17 protein-coding genes and 1 pseudogene are annotated in these 18,817 nt (G+C 58.3%); 5 read left to right on the top strand and 13 right to left on the bottom strand.

Going from position 1 to position 18,817, the window contains the following annotated elements; genetic code table 11:
* Positions 1 to 284: 284 nt before the first annotated feature.
* Positions 285 to 1,328: an IS110 family RNA-guided transposase gene (locus AYJ54_RS49990; RefSeq protein ID WP_063705421.1), complete on the bottom strand. Its 1,044-nt coding sequence runs from the start codon at positions 1,326 to 1,328 to the stop codon at positions 285 to 287.
* A gap of 21 nt (positions 1,329 to 1,349) precedes the next feature.
* Positions 1,350 to 2,267 (bottom strand): annotated as a pseudogene (locus tag AYJ54_RS49985) (IS5 family transposase); the annotation flags it as partial.
* Positions 2,268 to 4,615: 2,348 nt separating this feature from the next.
* Here AYJ54_RS49985 and AYJ54_RS32205 point away from each other — a divergent pair.
* Genes AYJ54_RS32205 through AYJ54_RS32190 form a run of 4 tightly spaced genes read left to right on the top strand, consistent with a single transcriptional unit; the run spans position 4,616 to position 7,806 of the window.
* Positions 4,616 to 4,927, top strand: coding sequence for a type 1 periplasmic-binding domain-containing protein (locus tag AYJ54_RS32205; protein WP_063680222.1), 312 nt, complete (start codon positions 4,616 to 4,618; stop codon positions 4,925 to 4,927).
* Between the two features lie 24 nt (positions 4,928 to 4,951).
* Positions 4,952 to 5,641 carry a response regulator transcription factor gene (locus AYJ54_RS32200; protein WP_063705414.1) on the top strand — a complete coding sequence of 230 codons (690 nt, stop codon included), beginning with the start codon at positions 4,952 to 4,954 and terminating at the stop codon, positions 5,639 to 5,641.
* A gap of 28 nt (positions 5,642 to 5,669) precedes the next feature.
* Positions 5,670 to 7,133: a type II and III secretion system protein family protein gene (locus AYJ54_RS32195; RefSeq protein WP_063680224.1), complete on the top strand. Its 1,464-nt coding sequence runs from the start codon at positions 5,670 to 5,672 to the stop codon at positions 7,131 to 7,133.
* Between the two features lie 10 nt (positions 7,134 to 7,143).
* Complete coding sequence (locus AYJ54_RS32190) at positions 7,144 to 7,806, top strand: CpaD family pilus assembly lipoprotein (RefSeq protein WP_063680225.1); 663 nt, start codon at positions 7,144 to 7,146, stop codon at positions 7,804 to 7,806.
* 50 nt (positions 7,807 to 7,856) lie between these two features.
* Here AYJ54_RS32190 and AYJ54_RS32185 read toward each other — a convergent pair whose 3' ends face one another.
* The 11 genes from AYJ54_RS32185 to AYJ54_RS50900 form a co-directional block, all read right to left on the bottom strand.
* Positions 7,857 to 8,894 (bottom strand): EscU/YscU/HrcU family type III secretion system export apparatus switch protein, encoded by a 1,038-nt coding sequence (locus AYJ54_RS32185; RefSeq protein WP_063680226.1) that lies wholly within the window; start codon positions 8,892 to 8,894, stop codon positions 7,857 to 7,859.
* Positions 8,891 to 9,703 (bottom strand): type III secretion system export apparatus subunit SctT, encoded by an 813-nt coding sequence (gene sctT / locus AYJ54_RS32180; protein ID WP_063680227.1) that lies wholly within the window; start codon positions 9,701 to 9,703, stop codon positions 8,891 to 8,893. The genes AYJ54_RS32185 and sctT overlap by 4 nt, the downstream gene beginning before the upstream one ends.
* 22 nt (positions 9,704 to 9,725) lie before the next feature.
* Positions 9,726 to 9,998, bottom strand: a complete 273-nt coding sequence (locus AYJ54_RS32175; RefSeq protein ID WP_063680228.1) for an EscS/YscS/HrcS family type III secretion system export apparatus protein — start codon at positions 9,996 to 9,998, stop codon at positions 9,726 to 9,728.
* Positions 9,999 to 10,000: 2 nt separating this feature from the next.
* A complete protein-coding gene (sctR, locus tag AYJ54_RS32170) occupies positions 10,001 to 10,666 on the bottom strand; it encodes a type III secretion system export apparatus subunit SctR (protein ID WP_063680229.1) in 666 nt (221 codons plus the stop codon).
* Complete coding sequence (gene sctQ, locus AYJ54_RS32165) at positions 10,659 to 11,501, bottom strand: type III secretion system cytoplasmic ring protein SctQ (protein ID WP_347336762.1); 843 nt, start codon at positions 11,499 to 11,501, stop codon at positions 10,659 to 10,661. The genes sctR and sctQ overlap by 8 nt, the downstream gene beginning before the upstream one ends.
* A gap of 269 nt (positions 11,502 to 11,770) precedes the next feature.
* Positions 11,771 to 12,172: a hypothetical protein gene (locus AYJ54_RS32160; protein WP_347337240.1), complete on the bottom strand. Its 402-nt coding sequence runs from the start codon at positions 12,170 to 12,172 to the stop codon at positions 11,771 to 11,773.
* A 107-nt stretch (positions 12,173 to 12,279) separates the two neighbouring features.
* Positions 12,280 to 13,632 (bottom strand): type III secretion system ATPase SctN, encoded by a 1,353-nt coding sequence (gene sctN / locus AYJ54_RS32155; protein ID WP_063680231.1) that lies wholly within the window; start codon positions 13,630 to 13,632, stop codon positions 12,280 to 12,282.
* The gene (gene sctL, locus AYJ54_RS32150) at positions 13,629 to 14,252 is read right to left on the bottom strand and encodes a type III secretion system stator protein SctL (RefSeq protein WP_063680232.1); all 624 of its coding nucleotides are present in this window, start codon (positions 14,250 to 14,252) and stop codon (positions 13,629 to 13,631) included. Before sctL ends, sctN begins: the two co-directional genes overlap by 4 nt.
* Positions 14,249 to 14,881 carry a nodulation protein NolU gene (locus AYJ54_RS48075; RefSeq protein WP_082905948.1) on the bottom strand — a complete coding sequence of 211 codons (633 nt, stop codon included), beginning with the start codon at positions 14,879 to 14,881 and terminating at the stop codon, positions 14,249 to 14,251. Before AYJ54_RS48075 ends, sctL begins: the two co-directional genes overlap by 4 nt.
* A gap of 11 nt (positions 14,882 to 14,892) precedes the next feature.
* Positions 14,893 to 15,771: a type III secretion system inner membrane ring lipoprotein SctJ gene (gene sctJ, locus AYJ54_RS32145; RefSeq protein ID WP_082905947.1), complete on the bottom strand. Its 879-nt coding sequence runs from the start codon at positions 15,769 to 15,771 to the stop codon at positions 14,893 to 14,895.
* Positions 15,772 to 16,281 carry a nodulation protein NolB gene (locus tag AYJ54_RS50900; protein ID WP_161491924.1) on the bottom strand — a complete coding sequence of 170 codons (510 nt, stop codon included), beginning with the start codon at positions 16,279 to 16,281 and terminating at the stop codon, positions 15,772 to 15,774. It lies immediately after the preceding gene.
* 195 nt (positions 16,282 to 16,476) lie between these two features.
* Between AYJ54_RS50900 and AYJ54_RS32135 the strand changes: the two genes are divergently transcribed.
* Positions 16,477 to 17,178 (top strand): secretin N-terminal domain-containing protein, encoded by a 702-nt coding sequence (locus AYJ54_RS32135; RefSeq protein ID WP_201723718.1) that lies wholly within the window; start codon positions 16,477 to 16,479, stop codon positions 17,176 to 17,178.
* The last annotated feature ends 1,639 nt before the right edge of the window (positions 17,179 to 18,817 follow it).

Below are 18,817 nucleotides of genomic sequence, written 5' to 3'. Positions count from 1 at the left end.
ATCTATGGACCACGCCCGCGTTGCAAGAGGAATCGACAAAGGATAAGCGGTTTGCGCCAATCTATCCGGCTTCGATTTGAGGCTGTCGCCCCGAGCCATTATGGATATCCGCGCACTTCTGTCCTCAATAACTCGCCGGCCTCAAGAAGGGCCATGGCGTCGAACCAGGCTTCAGAAGTGTCGGTGGAACCGTTTCTCCATTCGTCCTTTCCGTCTCGCAAACCTCGGCGGGATGGTGTGCTATTCCGATTGGATCGTGAGTCTTCCTTCCCGGGTCGGGCGTCCTATGCAGTGTGGCCCAGGAAACTCGCTTCGTAGTCACGGCCTTTTGCGAGCATGCTCCAGGCCATGCGCGCGAGTTTTGCGGCCAGGGCGACAACCAGTACATTCGAGTGGAGCCGCTTCGATGCTGCCTCCAGCCAGGCTCCGAAGCCGTGCCTGGCCCAGGTTTGGCGCCTCAGCAGTACGGCTCTGGCTCCCTGAATGAACAATGTTCGTAGATAACGGTTGCCGCGTCTTGATATGCGACCGAGAATGGTTCGATCACCGGTCGAGATTTGTTTCGGTACCAGACCAAGCCATGCCGCAAAGTCGCGGCCCTTCTGGAACGCATCACCAGTTCCGATCGCGGCGATCATCGCGCTTGAGATGATCGGCCCGATGCCTGGCGCACTCATCAGGCGGCGACAATGCGCATCTTGCTCCGCGAGCTTGTTGATCTCCTTGGTGACTAACGCGACGCGACGGTCGAGATAGCGCCAGTCCTCGGCCAAGTCCTGGATGAGCCGAACCACCTGAGGCGACAGGCTTTCCGAAGGCATCGAGAGGATTTGGGGGAGCGCCAATCGGAGTGCTGCCGCTCCCTGCCGCACTGGTAGCCCTCGCTCAAGCAAAAAGCCCCGGATTTGATTGATGACCGCCGTTCTCTGCGTCACCAGTCGACTGCGAACTCTGTGGAGTGCCTGTAAATCAAGTTGTTCGGCCGACTTCAGTGGGACGAACCGCATTGTCGGCCGCTGAGCGGCCTCGGCGATCGCTTCAGCATCCCGAAAATCATTCTTGTGACCCTTGAGGTATGGTTTGACGTACTGTGCCGGCAAGAGCCGTACTTGGTGACCTAATTTCTCGAGCTTGCGCCCCAGATGATGTGCGCCTGCACACGCCTCCATTCCGATCAGGCAACGCGGAACATTGCCCAGCGACTGGTCAAGCTGATTTCTCGACCGCTTTTTGCGTAGCGTGATTGCGCCTGTGGCATCGAGGCCAACGACATGGAATGTGTTCTTCCCGAGATCGATACCGATTGTGACAATGTTCGTATTCGACATGGCTTGCGCTCCTGCTGCTGCCCCGCCGGGCTCCACGTTGCCGCTGAGAGCGGGCGTGGTCCATGCCATTAACTCGTAGGGCCGGTGCGCCTTGCCCTTGCCGATGCACTCCACCTCCGGGGCGTGCAGCGAGTAGACCTTCGGTCCACGCTGGTGCTGCTTCTGGCCAAGCACCCGTCGCGCCAGCGCCAGCATGCGGCCGAGCGCGATCTCATGGAGCACGTCGACGTTGCCTTCAAGCTTGCGGACAATGTCGCGGATGACGCGACCGAGATAGGTTCGGAGCGTCTTCAAGGCCCGGCGGGCGCGCTTGAACTGCTTGGCATGGGCATAGCGCTGGTGCTTGATCAGCGCGAACTTGCCGACCCGCCCATAGGACTGACGCAGCTTGATGCCGGCGCCCTTGGCGAGCCGCACCAGGATCTCGCGGGCGCGGTTCAGAAGTCGCGCGTCGGTCGGGAACATCACGTTCTTAGGCTGCACCGTGGTGTCGATGATGACGCGATTGAGATCGGACGGCTTGATCGCCTCGGTCTTGGTGGCGACTGCAAGGCTCTCCTGGAGCAGGGCTTGCAGCTTCTCCTCGCCCATGCGCTGGCGCCAGCGCGTCAGCGAGGAGCGATCGAACACCAGGCGGTGCTGGAAGAACTCTTCGCCGCAGAAGAACTGGTAATAGGGGTTTTCCACCCAGCGCTCGCACAACACCTCGTCGGAGAGGTCGTAGGTGTGCTTGAGAATGGCCAATCCGGCCATTAGCCGCGTCGGCAGCGGCGGCCGGCCCGGCTTGTCCTCATAGACCGCCCCGAGCCGCTGCTCGAGGAACGACCAGTCGATCGTCCGCGAAAGCTTCACAAGCGGGTGGCCCATATCGATGATCGCGTCCAGCCGGGAACGCAGAAGATCGGCCTGCCCGCTGTCGCGTCGTTCCTTTGGCTTCATCGTCCCCTCCGATGCCACCACGGAATCACGACGCGCGATTCGACGGAATCTTGAGGGTTCTGTGAGGTCGCAAGGCAGGCGCGGAGCCGCGCGCTCGGTCGGGCGTGCGACCTCATAGAAGCCGGATTGAACGAACCGCTGCCACGCCCGAGCAACGGGCGAGCTTCAACGCCGATAATCGTCGACGATCGCCAGGCGCAAACGCGTGCACAACTTGCGCGATATGGCACGAATGTTGCTAATTGGGGAAAGTAGGTTGTTGAGCGTATGTGCTGTCAATGGGTTAGGCGTGGCGGAAAAGTCACTCGTGACAACCTTGGCGCGAGGACCCCGACAGCGGCCTTCAACGGGTGCGACGGCGTTGCGGAAAGTCGCCCCGGCATCGTCCCTTGGATGTGTCGCGATGTTGTTGGTCGCCATCGTTGTCGATCCAACCGCACGGTGTCTATTGATTCGAACCACCGCCTGCCGAGAGTGAGGAAGGTTACTGGCACTCCCCACTCCAGCAACAAACTCAATGCCGCGCCAGCGGCTTCGTTCAATCCTGAAAATGAAATTGCAAGCTTTTGCGCCCTCAAAGCCCGATAGCTTGCAATCTCAAAACTCGCTCCGCTCCAAAATTTGACTCACGCTCAATGGCTTGGAAGGTTCTTCACGGCCGACGAGGACGACTCTAAATCTCGAGGCTCAGAGCGCATTCGCTCCAGGACAGAACTGAACGATCGACGGCCTTCTCCGGGGCCAAGACCTGATTCAGCGGCAGAGCCCTCCGCGCCCTCAGTGCCGTCGGCTCTAACGTCCGAAATGTGCGACTTCCCAGGTCGACTAATGCCGGTCATCATCCAGCCCCGGTGCAGAGGAATGCGTAGCCTTTAATCTTTGGAACTCTTGGTGCACTAGGCACGCTGTGTCAGCCTCGAAGCATCCGTTCCAGTGGCGACATCGAAAGTATCAGAGCGCCTTCCTTTTGCGCGCGGACGCTAGACCGTGACGTCGTAACATCCAACCAACTGCGAAGGGCTCGATAGTCTGGAGATTTCAGACGTCTCCACTGATATGTGTCGATAGTGAGAGATTTGCGAGCTCCGGTAAGAGGCAGTACGCAGCTCGTGAAAGGATAGCGCAACGGCGCGATCGCGCCTCTCCATCCAGAGCCACTTCGTTGGAGAACAAGCAATTTGATCCCTTCTGCTTCTGATACAAAATTGCTCTTGTGGCTCGCCCGTGCAAGATGATCCACAATTGAGCCGACACGCGCCCACCTACGCACTTGCCGTCTACGCGAAGAGCGGAGGTGACGAAATACGACGAGTAGCACATCGAGCATAGGCGACAGCATCCTTCCAGCCAACGGGCAAATGAGATCTCGCTTCAAGGGCGGTTTTTGATGAAGAACTCGCGCCCCGCAATTCAAAGGATACCCTGGAACGAAGGGCTGTGATGGTACTGTCGCGTTTCATCACCTTATATAGATGAAACGGAACCGTGTAACTCAGCGCCCGTTAATGCACTCTCTGTTTCGCGCAAGCAGCGTTGAGAAATGGCGATGATTGTTCTCAACCTTTGTACATTCAATACGACGGGCCATCGAGGGGGCTTGAATCGCACGTAACGCTAGATTGTAGGATACTAAACGAAGTGGTGCCTTCCAGACAGGGAACCAGAATTGCGAACATCTGAAGCTCTTAATCTCGCACCGCTGGATTCCATTGAACTGAAGTTCGTCCAGTGCTTCCAGGAGCCCCGTCATCGACCTGTTCTCTGGGCCGGAGAAAGCGCGACCGCCGTTCCTTGGAAGCGGAAACGGATGAGCAGTTCGAGATCAGGGCCCGCTGTGTTCGCGTCACCCTTGCCGGACGAGAAGGGAATCTTAGTCGAAGTTCGACATCCGATCGTTTCGCCGTGCCGGCGACGAAGGAGCCCAACCCACATGCGCCAGGACACCGCTGCCGAACCGGACCGCCAATGGTCCGATATCCGCGATGGGCCGTAGCATCGGGGCGTACTCGACATGACTTTATGTCGGGCTTGCCGGCGTGCGACTTGTAGCTCACCGTCCATCGAGGTTCCCTTCGTGTAGCCGCAGCGCAGTGTTTGTTTCGGCTTGAGTTAGCGACCGATCATCGGCCACCTAAGGGTACGATCACCTTCCTCCGCGCCGGCAAACTCGCATCTTTTCATGACTGAGCGATGCACCAGATCGTCGATGCCACACCAGGGTTAGCCGCGGCTTCAAGGCCAACATCGAGAGCTCCTAATGTCGATGTCTCTTGTCGGTCAGCTGCGAGTGCAGCCATCTGTCTTGTACTTTGGTTTCCACTGCGCCTGCTGCAGACATTGATATCGCCATGGCCGGTCCGACGATCGGAAGCGTCGCCGCGACTGGCGCACAGATGCGCGATGAGCTGCCATGGCCAGGACTTCCTTGCCCTGATCGCGATCTACGTACCGCTACAAAGGTCGCAACGGCCGTCGGAAAGGACGTATTTGATCGACAGCAGGCCATTGAAAGCGCCAATCGGCGAACACCGGATCGGATCAAGTTGGTCGTTATCCCGCCCTTGTGTGCTGATCTGATCCCGGCTTCCGACATCTATGTGGAAACGGGACTGTTCAATTGGCGCGGCTCATATTCGGCGGTGATGACCGTTGTGGCTTAGCGTGACTTGATAAGAGGCGGAGAAATGCGAATCCTACTGGTCGATCATCATGCGGACTTTGCGCACGCCGTCCAAGGACAGCTCTTGGATTGTGGTTTCGCAGTTGATGTGACAGCTACTTTGGATGAAGCGGCGGCCGCGTTTGGCTGCGCTTGCTATGATATTCTCCTTCTCGAGTTGGCGCTTCCGGATGGAAGCGGCTTAGATTGGCTGAAGCAATTGAGGCGCGACGGACATTCGATGCCGGCTATCATGATGAGTAGCCTCAACGATCTTGGCAGGCGGATCGCAATTTTCAACGGTGGTGCGGACGACTTCCTGCCCAAACCCGTGTCTACCGATGAACTCATCGCCCGGATGCGCGCCGTTCTCCGGCGATCAACGCAAATGACCACCCCCGTCGTTACATTTGGCAACCTCAATTTCGATCCGATCGGCCGCCAAGTTTCCGTTGGTGGTCGGCCGCTAAAGATCGCGCGCCGCGAGGTGTGCATTCTTGAGCATCTGCTCAGCCGCGCAGGCCGCACCGTGTCACGTGCCTCACTGGAGGATAGCCTCTATGCGTTCGACGACGAGGTCTCGACCAATGCGCTTGAAGTTGGAATCTATCGTTTGCGCGGACATTTGAGTCAATCCGGCGCAACGTTAAAGATCAAGACTGCGCGGGGCATCGGATATATCCTTGAATTGAATGGCGCTGCATCGGCAGCCTAGTCAATCGCACTTGAAAGCAAAGCCTGCCTTGAAGGTCGTTCCTAATAGTCGTTCTGGCGACGATCCAGAGTCGAACGCCGTTACCTCCCCCTGGTCAATCGTTCTTCGTTGTTTTTCCTATCTCCTATGCGCGGTGATTCTTCTATCGCCAACTGCTGCTGCAGCCCAGACGGAGCCGGACAATAGACAGGGATCGCCGCATGCGGCTACTGGCAAAGTCAGCGGCACGCTGAACCTCTCCTCCTCGCTAGGCAAGACAATTCATCTGCCCGGGCCGGCGGCGAGCATCTTTGTTGCCGACCCGACGATCGCGGACTATCAGGCGCCCAAGAACACAACGATCTTCGTCTTTGGCAAGAAATCCGGGCGGACAAGTCTGTTCGCCTTGAATGACAACGGAGAGGCTCTCGTCGAATTGCGTGTTGTCGTCGCGCAACCAATCGAGGATCTGCGTGCCATGTTGAAGGCCCAGGTCGGCGACTATCCGATCAAGGTCAGCTACACGCCGGCCGGCGCGATCCTTGGCGGTACAGCGCCCAACGCCGAGGTCGTGGATACCGCGATGAGAGTAACTCAGCAATTTCTCGGTGCCGGCGCGACGGTCATCAATAAGATCCTGGTGGCCGGGTCGCTGCAGGTCAATCTTAGCGTGCGCGTCGCGGAGCTCTCCCGAAGCGCGATGAAGAAGCTCGACATCAACCTTTGCGCTTTCGGTCAAAACGGCGCCTTCAGCGTCGGCTTGCTCAGCGGCAGTGGCTGTAGTTCCAACACGCCTAACGGCGGCGGTAAGGTAGGAATCGGATTTGGCGCTGGTAATATCGGCGTCGGCGCGGTTCTCGATGCGCTCGCCAACGAGCACCTTGCTTCCGTACTCGCTGAACCGAATCTCACCGCGATGTCAGGTGAATCCGCCAGCTTTTTGGCCGGCGGCGAATTTCCCATTCCGGTCTTGCAGGAGAACCGGCAAGTGTCGGTAGAATTCCGCCAATTCGGCATCAGCCTGGAGTTCATCCCGACCGTTCTAAGCAACAATCAAATCAACATCCGCGTAAAGCCTGAGGTGAGCGAATTATCGACACAGGGCGCGGTCAGCATCAATGGCATGTCCGTGCCTGCTCTCTCCACGCGCCGTGCCAACACCGTGGTCGAGCTCGCCAGCGGTCAAAGCTTTGCAATCGGTGGACTGATAAGACGGAACTTCAACACTGATATTGCTAGGTTTCCTTGGCTCGGCGATGTACCGATCCTCGGCGCGCTGTTTCGCTCGTCCTCATTTCAAAAGGAGGAGACGGAGCTCGTTATCATCGTCACGCCTTATGTCGTGCGGCCGGCATCGAACCTGAGCAAGATGAGTGCCCCCACTGACCGCGTCGGGCCGCCCTCAGACGTAGAGCGCACTCTGACGAACACGCTAGCAAGTCCGCCGCGAGGTCGTGGTGCTCCCCGCACCGACGTGCCAGGCGCGACGGGTGCCGGATTTATCATCAAATGAGGAACGCCGAATGACTTTGCGACCCTTGTGCTTGATCGCTCTGACGGCGAGTGTGGGCGGCTGCACAAGCACTGCACCAAACTATGTCGAGCCGACTGCACAGGCGATCCTGATCCAGCAGGAGAAGAACATCTTGCTGTTAGAGAGCCTTCGCGGTGCCGAGCGGTATCGTCTGCGGGATTTCATTGCGAGTACCAGTCACGGTCGGCGTGATGCCCTTCATCTCAACATCATCGGCTCTCCCCAGCTCGGAGCGCAGGTTGCTAGTCAAGCGCGCGCAATGGGCGTCGACGCGCCCAATATCCGCCTCTACGGCCCCAGCATCGATCAGAACGACGCGTTCACCGTGAGAATCGAGGCGATTGTCTATCAGGCACACCCTCCGGTCTGTCCATCGCTTTCGATCGTTGGCCCTTCAGTTAACGACAATTCTTTCGACCAGACGCTTGGCTGTTCGATCCGCAACAATCTGGGGGTCATGATCAACGATCCGCGCGACTTGCTTGACAATGAGGCTGTCGGGCCGAGCAACTCCGACCGCGCGGCCCATCCCGTTGCAACATACAGGACCTTCGGGACCGGTGACAACAGCAACTTGGAACGAGGAACTAACAGCAGGGCATCGTCACAAGCCACCCCAATGGGCACCACCGATGCACAGCCGTCCCGATAATAACAACGCCTCTTTCGATGATGCGAATGCGGCTTCATTCGAACTGTGATCTAGGCAAGGCCGGTGGTATAGAGCGCTCTCGCGACCGCCTCGAAATGCTGAGCAGGAACAGCATTCCCCAGCTTGGCGTTGTGGATGAGCTGACGCGTCAGGACGTGGTCCTGGACAATGCAGAGGCGCAGCGTACGTGCCTTGGCAAGCAGCACTGATGCAGCTTCTCCCTCGCCGCGGCAAACCAAGACTGGCACGCCGGTCTCGCCGCGAACGTAGCGGAGTCCGACCAACATCGCCTGCCCCACCAAGATCAATGTGGCGCGATGAATGCCGAGCGGAGGCTCATTCGCCGCTTGCTCACGGAGCCGACGGTGTTCACGTTTCACCTCCGGATTACCTTGCATTTCCTTGGACTCGCGCTTTGCCTCCGTCTTTGTCATACGCATGTCGCGTAAAAACAACCAGCGTTGGATCAGGAGATCGGTCAATCCCCCGATCAGAAAAGCACCCACAGCAATCCCGATCAGCAGTTTGACCTCCGTAAAGACAACGCCGAAACAGTCCATACCGCAGGCCGGTAAGTGCACCAGCGCCTTCCAACTGCCGATGATGGTGAGAAGGAGGCTCGCACCAAGAACGAATATCTTAACTAGCGTCTTCCCGAGTTCGATTAGCGAACGCATAGTCGCGATCCGCTTCAGCCCTTTGATGGGATCCATTTTCTCCAAGTTTGGTTTGAGCGGCTCGAAAGAGAAGGTTAGTCCACCATTGGCCAGGAACCCGGCTAAAATGGCAGCGCCGACCGTAGTGCCGAGGAATGGGCCAACGGTCGCCACAGCAAGTTCGATCAAACCGCCCAGCGCCCGTTCGACCGCGATGTGAAACGGCTGACGCTGCAGCTTATCGACCAGTCGTATCGCTTGATGCCACTCGTCCTTAATGAGGCCAGCTCTTAGCCAGAGGCAGCCGAGACCGACGCAAGCGCTGACCGCACTCACGAAATCCGCGGTACGCGGGCTCTGCCCCTTCTTGCGTGCATCGCGAAGCTTCTTGGGAGTGGGAGGGAGCTCCTTCTCTTCGGTCGTCTCGTTCATTTCAGAAGCTTCTCAAACCACTCGACCACGCCGTCCGACAGAATGATCTCCGATTTCATGTATTCAATGAGATAGACGGTGTAGGAGACCATGATGATCCCGAAGGCGATATTCTTGATGTTCGGGCCGAGATCGTTCAGCTTGATTTGCGGCGCAAAGCGCCCAAGCATCATGACTGATATGTCAATGAGAAGTAAGAAGGCCAGTACGGGTCCAGAGACCAGTAGCGTCGTGTGCATGATATGGTCGAGGACTTCTAAAAATTCTATTGCCCCTTGCACGGTCAGGCCAGGCAGCATCCGATATATGGGCCAGATCAGATAGCTTCCATAAAGAGCACTGATCATAGTCTGCAGACCTCCGGATAGAACGAAGATCGTGTCCGCAGTGATGCCGAGCAAAAGTCCCGTCGCGGAAGCTTGGCTATGCGTCGCGGGGTCGTTCGATGCGACCTGACTGGTGATGCCGCGTTGCATGTCGATGGTGTCGCCGACCGCTTGGATGCTCCATAGTGGGATACTGAGCAAAATACCGAGCAATAGGCCGACGAGCACCTCTTTGAAACCCAGGAGCGCGACCCTGATGAGACGTGTATCCGAATCTAGCGCCTGCAGGCCGGCGCTGATTTGCGCCACGTACGGTAGTACGATCGCAATTGCGAAGCAGCCGCGGATCAGCCCGCTGATGTGCGGCCGCGAAAATACGGGAAGAACCAACATAATGCCGACAGCGCGCGCCGCACCAAGGCCCGCCGCAATAAGGAGCTCGATGGCGCCATGGGTCAGACCTTGGGTCTCAGCAGGTGACACGCCTTAGATCTGCGGTATGCGACTATCTCGCTGTGAGTGCGGGAAACTCGGTGAAAATCTGCTCGGCTTGTTCGATGAGCGGGGCGCTCAGCACTGGAGCAAATAGAGCGATCACCGCGACAACGACCAGAAGCTTCACAGTCAGTGGCAAGGTTTGATCCTGCAGCTGTGTCGCAGCCTGGATGATGCCGATGCCCAATCCGACAATGACCGCAGCGGTGAGCGGTGGAAGAACCCAGATCATGAAAATTACGAGTGATTGGCCCATGTTTGCGACAATGCTGGCTTCGTTCATGCTCAACCTCCCGGTGTTGTGTAACTCAGTACTAGGCCGTGCATGAGTCGCGACCAACCGTCGATGGCGACGAATAGAAAGAGCTTGAAGGGAACAGATATCACGGTTGGGGACACCATCGACATGCCCATCGCCATCAAAATTGTCGTTACGATAAGATCGATGGTGATAAAGGGAAGATAAAGTAGAAACCCGATTTCGAAGGCACGCTTGAGTTCCGAGATTAGAAAAGATGGTACAAGAATGACAAAATCATCAGCTGTGGCGTTGCCCCGCATTTCTTCGGACCAGACGTGTTCGGTCGAGGATAGGAAAAGCTGCCGCTGCTCTTCACTGGTGAACTTCTTGAGGTGTTCGCGCAGCGGCTCGCGCCCCTCCTTAGCGGCGGCCATCCAATCATCCAACGTTTTGTAGTGGAGTTGCGGGCCGGTCATGCGCGTATAGATCTGCTCAATGACTGGCGCGCTGACAAAGACGGTAAGGATCAATGCCGCGCCGTATAGAACGATGTTCGGCGGTACCGACTGGGTCCCAAGGGCATTGCGAACGAGGAAGAGAACGACGGATATCTTTACAAATGCGGTGGTTGTAACGACGGCGAACGCCAGCAAGCCGAGGCCGGCTGTAACCGCAAGAAGCGGCAGGATTGCCGGCTGGATGTCAGTCATTGCCCGCCAACCTGCCACGGAGTCTGACGCCCAGTTCATCGCCGATACGGATGATGTCGCCACGACCGATTCGCCGGCCGTTAGCAACGATATCAACTGGGCCGTCGACCGGTCGATTAAGTTCGAACACATGGCCTTCGCCGATATTCCGCAATGCTCCCAGCGCGATCGACCAGCGGCCGCATTCGAAGACAAGCGTGATCTCGAGATCGTCGAGATCTGCCTCCGATGGAGGTTGCTGCGATTCGGATTGTGTCGTCATGTATGCACACTCCAGAGGGTACGGCTGCAGCCGGAATGGCCCGCGCAGGATCAGGCGATCGCTCACAAAATCAGCCGCGGCCGATAAGCGGCCCGCAGTGAGGAACATCTGACCGCGCGCAAAGGGTATAACGTCCGGCAACAAAGCATCGCCTGCTCGTGCTTCGCGAAGAAGAGCGGCCGTAGCGCGGAGCGAGCCGATCTCTGCCGCAACTATAATTGGCAGTTCGGTGAAGAGCTTGCTCCTTTGTCGCGGTACCTGTCCGAGCACCTCGCCTAACGCGCGGAACGCGGGCGGTACCGGACCGTCAAGGGGCGAGAATAGGAACAGGCGAGCTTTGCCCTTCGACGCGCCGTAGGTGATCTCGAATTCCAGATAAGGACCAGGCCTGGTCGCTTGCCCCACACGGATAAGCTGCACATTTTGCTGTGTCCGGATCTCCAGTCCAGTTAGCAACGGTTCAAGTGCAGATTCGAGAACGAGCGAGCAACTTGGCTCGGAAGGGAGGGTAAGGCCACTCTGGAGTGTCGAAATCAGCCCCTCCACCAGCGGACGGGGCAGCGACAAGACCATGGTCTCCTCTCCGACGCCCCAAAAGCAGTCAAGCATCGGTATGGCAGAAGGCTCCTGCTGCCAGACGACCCGCTTCATTTGCACGGATAGCGGCCTATCGCCAAGCCGGGTCGGCAAAGGCATGCGGACGGCGGCAATCTCGTTGAGCCACGAAACGACGTCGCGGGACAGAGTTAGTGCCGGCTTGAATGGGGCGTGCCCACCCCCAAGACGTACCGGAGGCGTTTCTACAAGACGGCACGTTCGCGCGACCTCAAGAGAACCAACCATCAGATTGAGGCGCCTGCTAGCTGGGGACGGAAGCCCCGAGACCGAAGCACGACCTCATCATCGGCCTCCATCTCGGCTGCGACCTCCGAATCGGTATCGGCCGCGCGCATAACATCGCGCTCGATCTGTTCCCATTTGTGTGTTGCCGTCGAACATTTCGTCCAGTGGGCCCGCTTCTCGGAGACCGCTGCCTCGGCCTGCGCTTGAGCTCGTTGCCCATCATCGATCGTCTGGCGTGTCGAATCGATCTTGGCTGCGAGCCGGTCAAGGACGAGGTGACGCCGACAGTCAAGTTCGGCGACGGACAAGGCATCGAACGATACCAGTTGCTCGTAAAGCGCCGCCTCGACCCTTGCGCGATATTCCTTGGCGCTTGCAAGCTCCTGGAGCGCCTGCTCCACGGCCAGGACTGCGGCGCGGCGCTTGGCTTGCATGTTGGACAACTCACGAAGCGCGCTACGCTCTCGCATATCCTTCACAACCCGCAATTTCGAAGCGTGATCGCGATTCATGCGGTCAGACGCGACATCCATGTGATGGTTTCCTCAAAACTGGACGCCTCATTTTGGCCTTGGCGCAAGAACTTTCGCAGATCCTCGATCGAAGCGATGGCACGGTCAGTCATCGGATCGCTACCTTGCTTATATTCGCCGACCTTAATCAAGAAATCGGCTTCGGCGTGGTGCGAGAGTAGATCACGGAAGATGGCTGCCGACTTGCGGTGCGACACAGATACGACCGTATCCATTATGCGACTGCGGCTCGACAGCACATCGATAGCAGGAAAGTGCTCTCGCGCCGCGAGAAGGCGTGAGAGAACGACATGACCATCCAGAATGCCGCGGGTTTCTTCGGCGATTGGATCGCCCGTGCCGTCACCTTCGACGAGCACGGTATAGAAGGCCGTGATTGAGCCGCGCTCACCCATGCCGGCACGCTCGAGTAGACCAGGCAGCATGGCGAAAACAGAGGGAGGAAAGCCCCGCCGTGTCGGCGGCTCTCCTGCAGCAAGGCCGATCTCGCGCATGGCGCGGCTAAAGCGCGTCAACGAATCCATCATCAAAACGACGCGCAATCCTTGCTCCCGAAAATATTCTGCGAGCGCGGTTGCCATGTAAGCGCATTGCGCCCGCTCCATGGCCGAGCGATCCGAGGTCTCTACGATAACGACCGTGCGGCGAAGAGCTGCCTCGCCAAGATGCTGCTCGATGAATTCACGTACTTCACGCCCACGTTCGCCTATCAGCGCGACGACGGTGACATCGGCGGCCGCGCCTTTTACGATCTGCGACAATAACGTCGACTTGCCACAGCCGGGGTCTCCATAGATGCCGATCCGCTGGCCCTCGCCACATGTGAGAAGGCCATCCAAGACACGGATGCCGAGTGGGAAGGGCTGATCGATATTGCGCCTGGTCATTGGGTTTGGGGCCCTACCGCGCAGCGGACGTGTTTCGACAGTTTTGACTGCGCCTTTACCGTCGATTGGACGGCCGAAACTGTCGATCACCCGACCAAGCAAATCGGAGCCGACTGGCACTTCATGCATTCGTCCGGTCGCGATCACTTCTACGCGGCTAGACAGGCCCGCCACGTCGCCGATCGGCGTGAGCAACACACCATCGGGCAACAGGCCGATCACCTCCGCCTCGAGCGACCACCGGGTGCGGGGATCCCGCAACAGACAAAGCTCCCCAACACGAGCGTCCGGCAAGACGGCATGGAGCAACGTGCCGACGGCCCGCGTGATCCGTCCGTGGACGGCACGCGTATCGATATTTTTTGCTGTAGATTTCAGAGTTGAAAGCGCGGCGTGCAGAGCACTGCCTCCATTGCCAGGCCTTGGTAACGGCGGGGTCATGGTCTGCCCTCCTCAGAAGATAAACCAAGGCCGAGGCGAAGCGCACGGAGCTGCGAGGCTAATCCTAGATCGACATTGCCAAATTCACTCCACAGCACACATTGCCCAGATGGCAGCGCCGGATCCGGTTCAATCCGTACCTGCGGCCGGCCCTCCCGCCCGTCATAGGCAGTGAATTCGCGCGCAGTCGCGTCGGCTTGTACGGGAGATACGCGAAGGGAAATTTTCGCGCCAGCATATTTGCGGTCGATCGCATGACGAATGGTCCTTACCAACATCTCGCCGGGATCAAAGGCGCCTACCAAGTCGCTCACGATCTCCATCACAAGCTCTGGCAATTCCTGCTCCAGAACGGCTTTTTGCCGTGCCACTTCGCAGGCAGCCTGCGCAATCAACCGTGCCATTTCCTCGCCGCCCGTCTTCAAGCCCTCGGCACGGCCGCGTGCCCGCTCCTGTCGATAAGCCGTGTGTGCCCAGCTGCGAGCCCGCTGCAAATGCCTCACTGCCACGGCGCGCGCTTGTGCGGCATCGCACCAGATCTCGAGCTCAGCGGCGGGTATTAGTGATCCGAGCGGGCGAATCTGGGGAGCGACGGCAGATGCTGGGTCATTCGCTGTCATATGGTGGACGTCTCCGTCGCCAAATGGGTCACAACCAAGGAAAGCAATGGGCCAGCGGCATTGTGGTGTTCGGCCGCATAATTCTCGGCGGCTGTTCCAATAGGCAAGCGTAGAAGCACGCGGGTACGCTCCAGCGCTGAAGCTTCGTTGAGCCAAGCGCCGAGACAGGCATGTCCATCGTGCTCTATCCGCTGCGAGAGCTGCTCAGGATCGGCAATAGACGTGGCTGCGATCGCATTGGCCAAATGTCGAATACCGAAAGCATGCGCTTCTGCGCCAATAACTCCGATCAGAGTTGAGAGGTCATCCTTTGAAACAAGCTTTAGCAACGAACGTGCATGCCAAATACTGCCCGCGAGGAGAGCTGCCCGATGCGGATTGTGTCCGAGCAGAAGGTCGTCCCCCCAGACGCATGCGTTGAAGCTCATTTCATTGCCAAGCAGCAATTCGGCCAATCTTACCTGCAGTCTGGGGTTCATCTGCAGCCGAACCAACGTCGCCGTGGACAGCGCTGGGTCAAGTCGAGCGGAAAGACGGGTCAGATGAATCGAGGCAGTTAGCTCGCTCAGACCCTCAGAAAGCGATTTGAGCGAACGATGAGATTCAGTGGATCGCATCTGTATCGACATTCGCACTCCGCCTATGCCGCGTTCGACATGAGCTTTTTGCCAAGGGCCTTGATAGCGGACAGCCCCGAGAGCCCGCTGCCCTTAGTCAGTTCGCGCGATGATTGCGCCCGCTGATGCAGACGAGTGTTCAGTAACAGGCAGCATAGCACCCCGACCACGACGCCGGCGCCCCCCACGCCGACGGTAAGCAATGGTGCCGAAATGGATTTGGTTGATTGAGCCAGACCAGTAACTGCCGCGGGCCCCTGCCCCTGCTCAGGCGAAGCCCGTTCAACAGGCACGAAAACCACCGCCACCTTGTCGTAGGACAACCCTTCGATGCTGTTGGCGACGAGCATCTTGATCTGCGGGAGCAGGACTGAGAGATTTGCATTGGAGTCATGCCGGATGAAAACCGATGCCGAGGATGGCGTAGCGTCCAGTCGCAGCAAATCGTTCTTCGGCAAAACGACATGGACACGCGCAGAGAGGACGCCGTCAATATCGCTGATCGTGCGGGACAGCTCTTCGCTCAAGGCATAAACGTAACGGGCGCGCTCTTCGGTCGGCGAGGCAATGAGGCCCGATCCTTTGAAAACTTCGCCGAGATTTTTGAAAGTCTGGCGCGGTAGCCCCTCTGCATTCAGCAGGTTGATTGACAGTGCTAGCTGCTTCTCTTCGACCTGAATGGTGCTTGTCCCGTCCTTGGCAACGAGGCGAATCGCATCGACCCCCTTGTCAAGGAGGAGCGCGAGCATCTCATTCGCCTCGCGCTCCTGAACTTTACTGTAGAGATCAGCCTTGCAGCCGGTCAGGAGCAGCAGCGGGAGCACAGCAAAAACAAAAAACCACCGACTGGATGGGTGGTCGTGGCCGATTTCGCCACGCATCGAACCACGCATCAACGTCATTCAACCCGCTGAGAGCAGTTTATTCAGAGAGGAGCTGACGCTGCTGGTACTCTTCGAGACAAGCGAAACCCGAATGACACTGTTGTAGACATCCCGCAGATCGGCCATCATCGGCTCGAAAGTGTCCACCACGACCGGCTTGTCCGCGATACTGGCCCTAACGCCGCCAGACTGCGAAAGGGGCCACTCCGCCGGCCCAGGTGCGACTTCCTTCGGAAGGACCTCTGCACTGCGGACGACGGGAGAAACAACTGTGTTGCTCCGATAGGTCATGGAAAGGGTCTGGAGGATGCGCTCGCCCAGTGGCGTAGCATCCGCCGTTGCACGCTGAATCTCCGACGCCGGAGGAGGAGTAAAGACACCTCGATCTGCCGCTGGGGATGCAACGTCTTGAGTGGGAGCCGCCTGCATAAGAGCCTGCTGAAACTGGTGCTCGCCGACCACGGTCGGCGCACGAGCCCAGGACGGACCGTCATTTAGATTGGGAAAGATCGGCGCAGCACCTAACATCAGGGAAAGACTCGTTACTCTCTTCAATGCGTGATGAGGCTAGCAGCTCATTGTCCGTTAACGAGCCGATATCGTAAGGAAGAGAGCTGACGAAAAGCTGACGAGCTCGCCACGAACAGCGTCATCTTAAGATCACGTTTGACTTCCAAGTTGATGCGAATCTCAATCTTTGTATGTCAGGCCAAAGAGAGCGAAATGCTCATGCGATCCATGATCTCGGACATGTTCAAGAGAGTTCTGTGCGCCGGAGTTTTCGTCTCCACCGGACTACAGGCGGCTCTCGGCGCTCCGCTGTCGCTGCCAGCAACACCTTTTAGCTACACCGTTTTGGATCAGGAGCTCTCTGCAGCTCTCCAGGAATTCGGCAACAACCTCAATATCAGAGTCAACATCAGCGCCGAGGTGAAGGGCCGGATTCGCGGACGATTGCCGGATCTGGCGCCGCGCGAGTTCCTTGACCGTTTGACCAATCTCTATAACCTTCAGTGGTACTACGATGGGCTCGTGCTTTACGTCTCCGCCGCACACGAAGCGCAAAGTCGGCTGCTCGTGTTGACGCCGATCGGCTTCGATGAGTTCAAAGCAGCCCTTGATGCGCTCAACATCTCCGACGAGCGTTATGTCGTGAGACCGGCACCGGGAAATGGCCTCGTTCTGGCTTCTGGCCCGCCGCGCTTCATTGCACTCGTGGACCAGACGCTTCACGGCCTTGTGGCGGAGGCGCAGGCTCGGCCACGCGCCGCCATCGCCGAGAAGCCGCCGCCCGAATCGGTGCTGATGTTGTTTCGTGGCTCCTCGACCATGGTCACTCGTGATGGGCGACCGGAAGGCTCCTATTCTTCCGACGTGCCGCGTCATGACAGCATCGTGCAGGAACCTGGTCCAGCCCAGAGATGACGATTGAGCGTAGCGGAATGTTTGCAAATCCTTTTGATGCTCGTCAGCTTCTCGAAAGCTAACCCTCCTAGCATGAGAGCGTTGATGTCTGCACGGCGATCGGAAACGGGATTGGCGCCATTTTGGCGGTAGCTTGCAGGCTACAGCTCGACGAGAAGCGTTCGTAACGGGCTCTCTGCTCGATGCAAGAGGTCGACGCACATCTGCCGCATCAAGGAGGAACAGGATGGATTTCAACCGAATCAACTCACTAAACACGACCCCACGGGACGGCTCACCATCTCACGCGCCGGTTGATGCCACGGGCTTTGAGCAGCAGCTGAGCGACTTGCAACCTGCTCCTACTTTGCCACAAGCCGGGGGGCGCCCGTGCCGCAAAGCCATCCCTATTCGCCATATCTGGACACCGGGCATCCCTTTTCACCTTATTTGACCGAGGGGCACGCCTATTCGCCACACTTTGGTTGGGAGGCTGATCGTACGCCGGCTGCGGCCGCCCCCGGGCCATCGTCGAGGGCTGGTGAGACGTCCGCCGCGGTCGGCGGTTCAGAGGTGTATGATGTCTCACACGCCGTTCCCAGTAACTTTTCCCACCGCACCCAACCCGCCCCGGACGGAATGGTCAGCAGACTGCGTCACTTGGGCCTCGCACCGGACTCGGACGAGCCGAGGATGAGCTACATGATCCGCGGTGAGCGCTACACGGCCGAGTTGGGGCCAGGGGGGACGATGACGTTCAGCTCATCCATCATGATCGAAATGCCCCGATGAATGAAGCCGGGCCATCGCAAGCCAGGCCATCGTCGCCCGCCGCAGCTGCTCCACCGGAACTCGGACATCTGATCGACCAAAACGGACGACGCGTCTTCGACACCTGGGTCTTCATCCCCCAGACAGCCTCGGGCGCCCAGATTAACATGCTAAGGAACGCCGGGTGCCTGCCGACCGAGGGCTCACCGACAATGTTCTCCATCTACGGGGTGCCCCACAGGGCTGAATGGCGAGATGTAAACCATATTCATATCCAACCGGAGCTGGCCTCAAGCTCTTGGCCTGGATACACGAGTGAGGGTCCGCCCGCCGAGTAGGCGTTCCGCAGCTGAGCTCATGGCAGGAGCTTGCCCGACCCACGAATTGACTTCAGGACGCGCCGACGGCAGGAGCACTTGGCGACGCACCGTTCTGGCCAGAGTCAACTATCTGGTCGGCCGCCAGGATCATTGTACGCGGTCAATCAATGACCGCGTACTCTCAAAGATCTGATCAAGTAAAGACCACGGATGTAACGGCCCAATGATATGGTACCGGAATCGTTGGCGCCGGCGCGGCGACGACCACAATGGTTCAGAACGGGCCGACATCGTCACTCACATCGTCTCTGAACAGCCCGATTGCATTGGCAAAGAGCCCAGTGGCGAGGCAACTCCCGGCTCTGGCACGCTTCGACAAGACGTAGCGGGCTCCCCTCTCGCCTGCCGCAGCAAACGCGCGCGACCTCCCAAGTCTCAATTCTCCCAAGTTTCCATTCTCCGAAGGTCTCGATGGTGAGGGTTTGGATCGCTCCTCGAGCGTCGGCCTCTCCGCATGTTTGAGTGTAGACAGAAACGTCAGCAGAAATCATACGCCCGATTTTTGTTTC

The sequence above is a fragment of the Bradyrhizobium centrolobii genome (assembly GCF_001641635.1).
Classification (GTDB): domain Bacteria; phylum Pseudomonadota; class Alphaproteobacteria; order Rhizobiales; family Xanthobacteraceae; genus Bradyrhizobium; species Bradyrhizobium centrolobii.
Note: the sequence above shows the minus strand (reverse complement) of the source record. Positions and strands in the feature narration are given on the sequence as shown.

Excerpts from the sequence above, each read along its gene's own strand:
- AYJ54_RS49990 (WP_063705421.1), bottom strand. The coding sequence starts at position 1,328 with ATGTCGAATACGAACATTGTCACAATCGGTATCGATCTCGGGAAGAAC.
- AYJ54_RS32205 (WP_063680222.1), top strand. The coding sequence starts at position 4,616 with ATGGCCGGTCCGACGATCGGAAGCGTCGCCGCGACTGGCGCACAGATG.
- AYJ54_RS32200 (WP_063705414.1), top strand. The coding sequence starts at position 4,952 with ATGCGAATCCTACTGGTCGATCATCATGCGGACTTTGCGCACGCCGTC.
- AYJ54_RS32190 (WP_063680225.1), top strand. The coding sequence starts at position 7,144 with ATGACTTTGCGACCCTTGTGCTTGATCGCTCTGACGGCGAGTGTGGGC.
- AYJ54_RS32185 (WP_063680226.1), bottom strand. The coding sequence starts at position 8,894 with ATGAACGAGACGACCGAAGAGAAGGAGCTCCCTCCCACTCCCAAGAAG.
- AYJ54_RS32175 (WP_063680228.1), bottom strand. The coding sequence starts at position 9,998 with ATGAACGAAGCCAGCATTGTCGCAAACATGGGCCAATCACTCGTAATT.
- sctR (WP_063680229.1), bottom strand. The coding sequence starts at position 10,666 with ATGACTGACATCCAGCCGGCAATCCTGCCGCTTCTTGCGGTTACAGCC.
- sctQ (WP_347336762.1), bottom strand. The coding sequence starts at position 11,501 with ATGGTCTTGTCGCTGCCCCGTCCGCTGGTGGAGGGGCTGATTTCGACA.
- sctN (WP_063680231.1), bottom strand. The coding sequence starts at position 13,632 with ATGACCCCGCCGTTACCAAGGCCTGGCAATGGAGGCAGTGCTCTGCAC.
- sctL (WP_063680232.1), bottom strand. The coding sequence starts at position 14,252 with ATGACAGCGAATGACCCAGCATCTGCCGTCGCTCCCCAGATTCGCCCG.
- AYJ54_RS48075 (WP_082905948.1), bottom strand. The coding sequence starts at position 14,881 with ATGTCGATACAGATGCGATCCACTGAATCTCATCGTTCGCTCAAATCG.
- sctJ (WP_082905947.1), bottom strand. The coding sequence starts at position 15,771 with ATGACGTTGATGCGTGGTTCGATGCGTGGCGAAATCGGCCACGACCAC.
- AYJ54_RS50900 (WP_161491924.1), bottom strand. The coding sequence starts at position 16,281 with ATGTTAGGTGCTGCGCCGATCTTTCCCAATCTAAATGACGGTCCGTCC.
- AYJ54_RS32135 (WP_201723718.1), top strand. The coding sequence starts at position 16,477 with ATGCTCATGCGATCCATGATCTCGGACATGTTCAAGAGAGTTCTGTGC.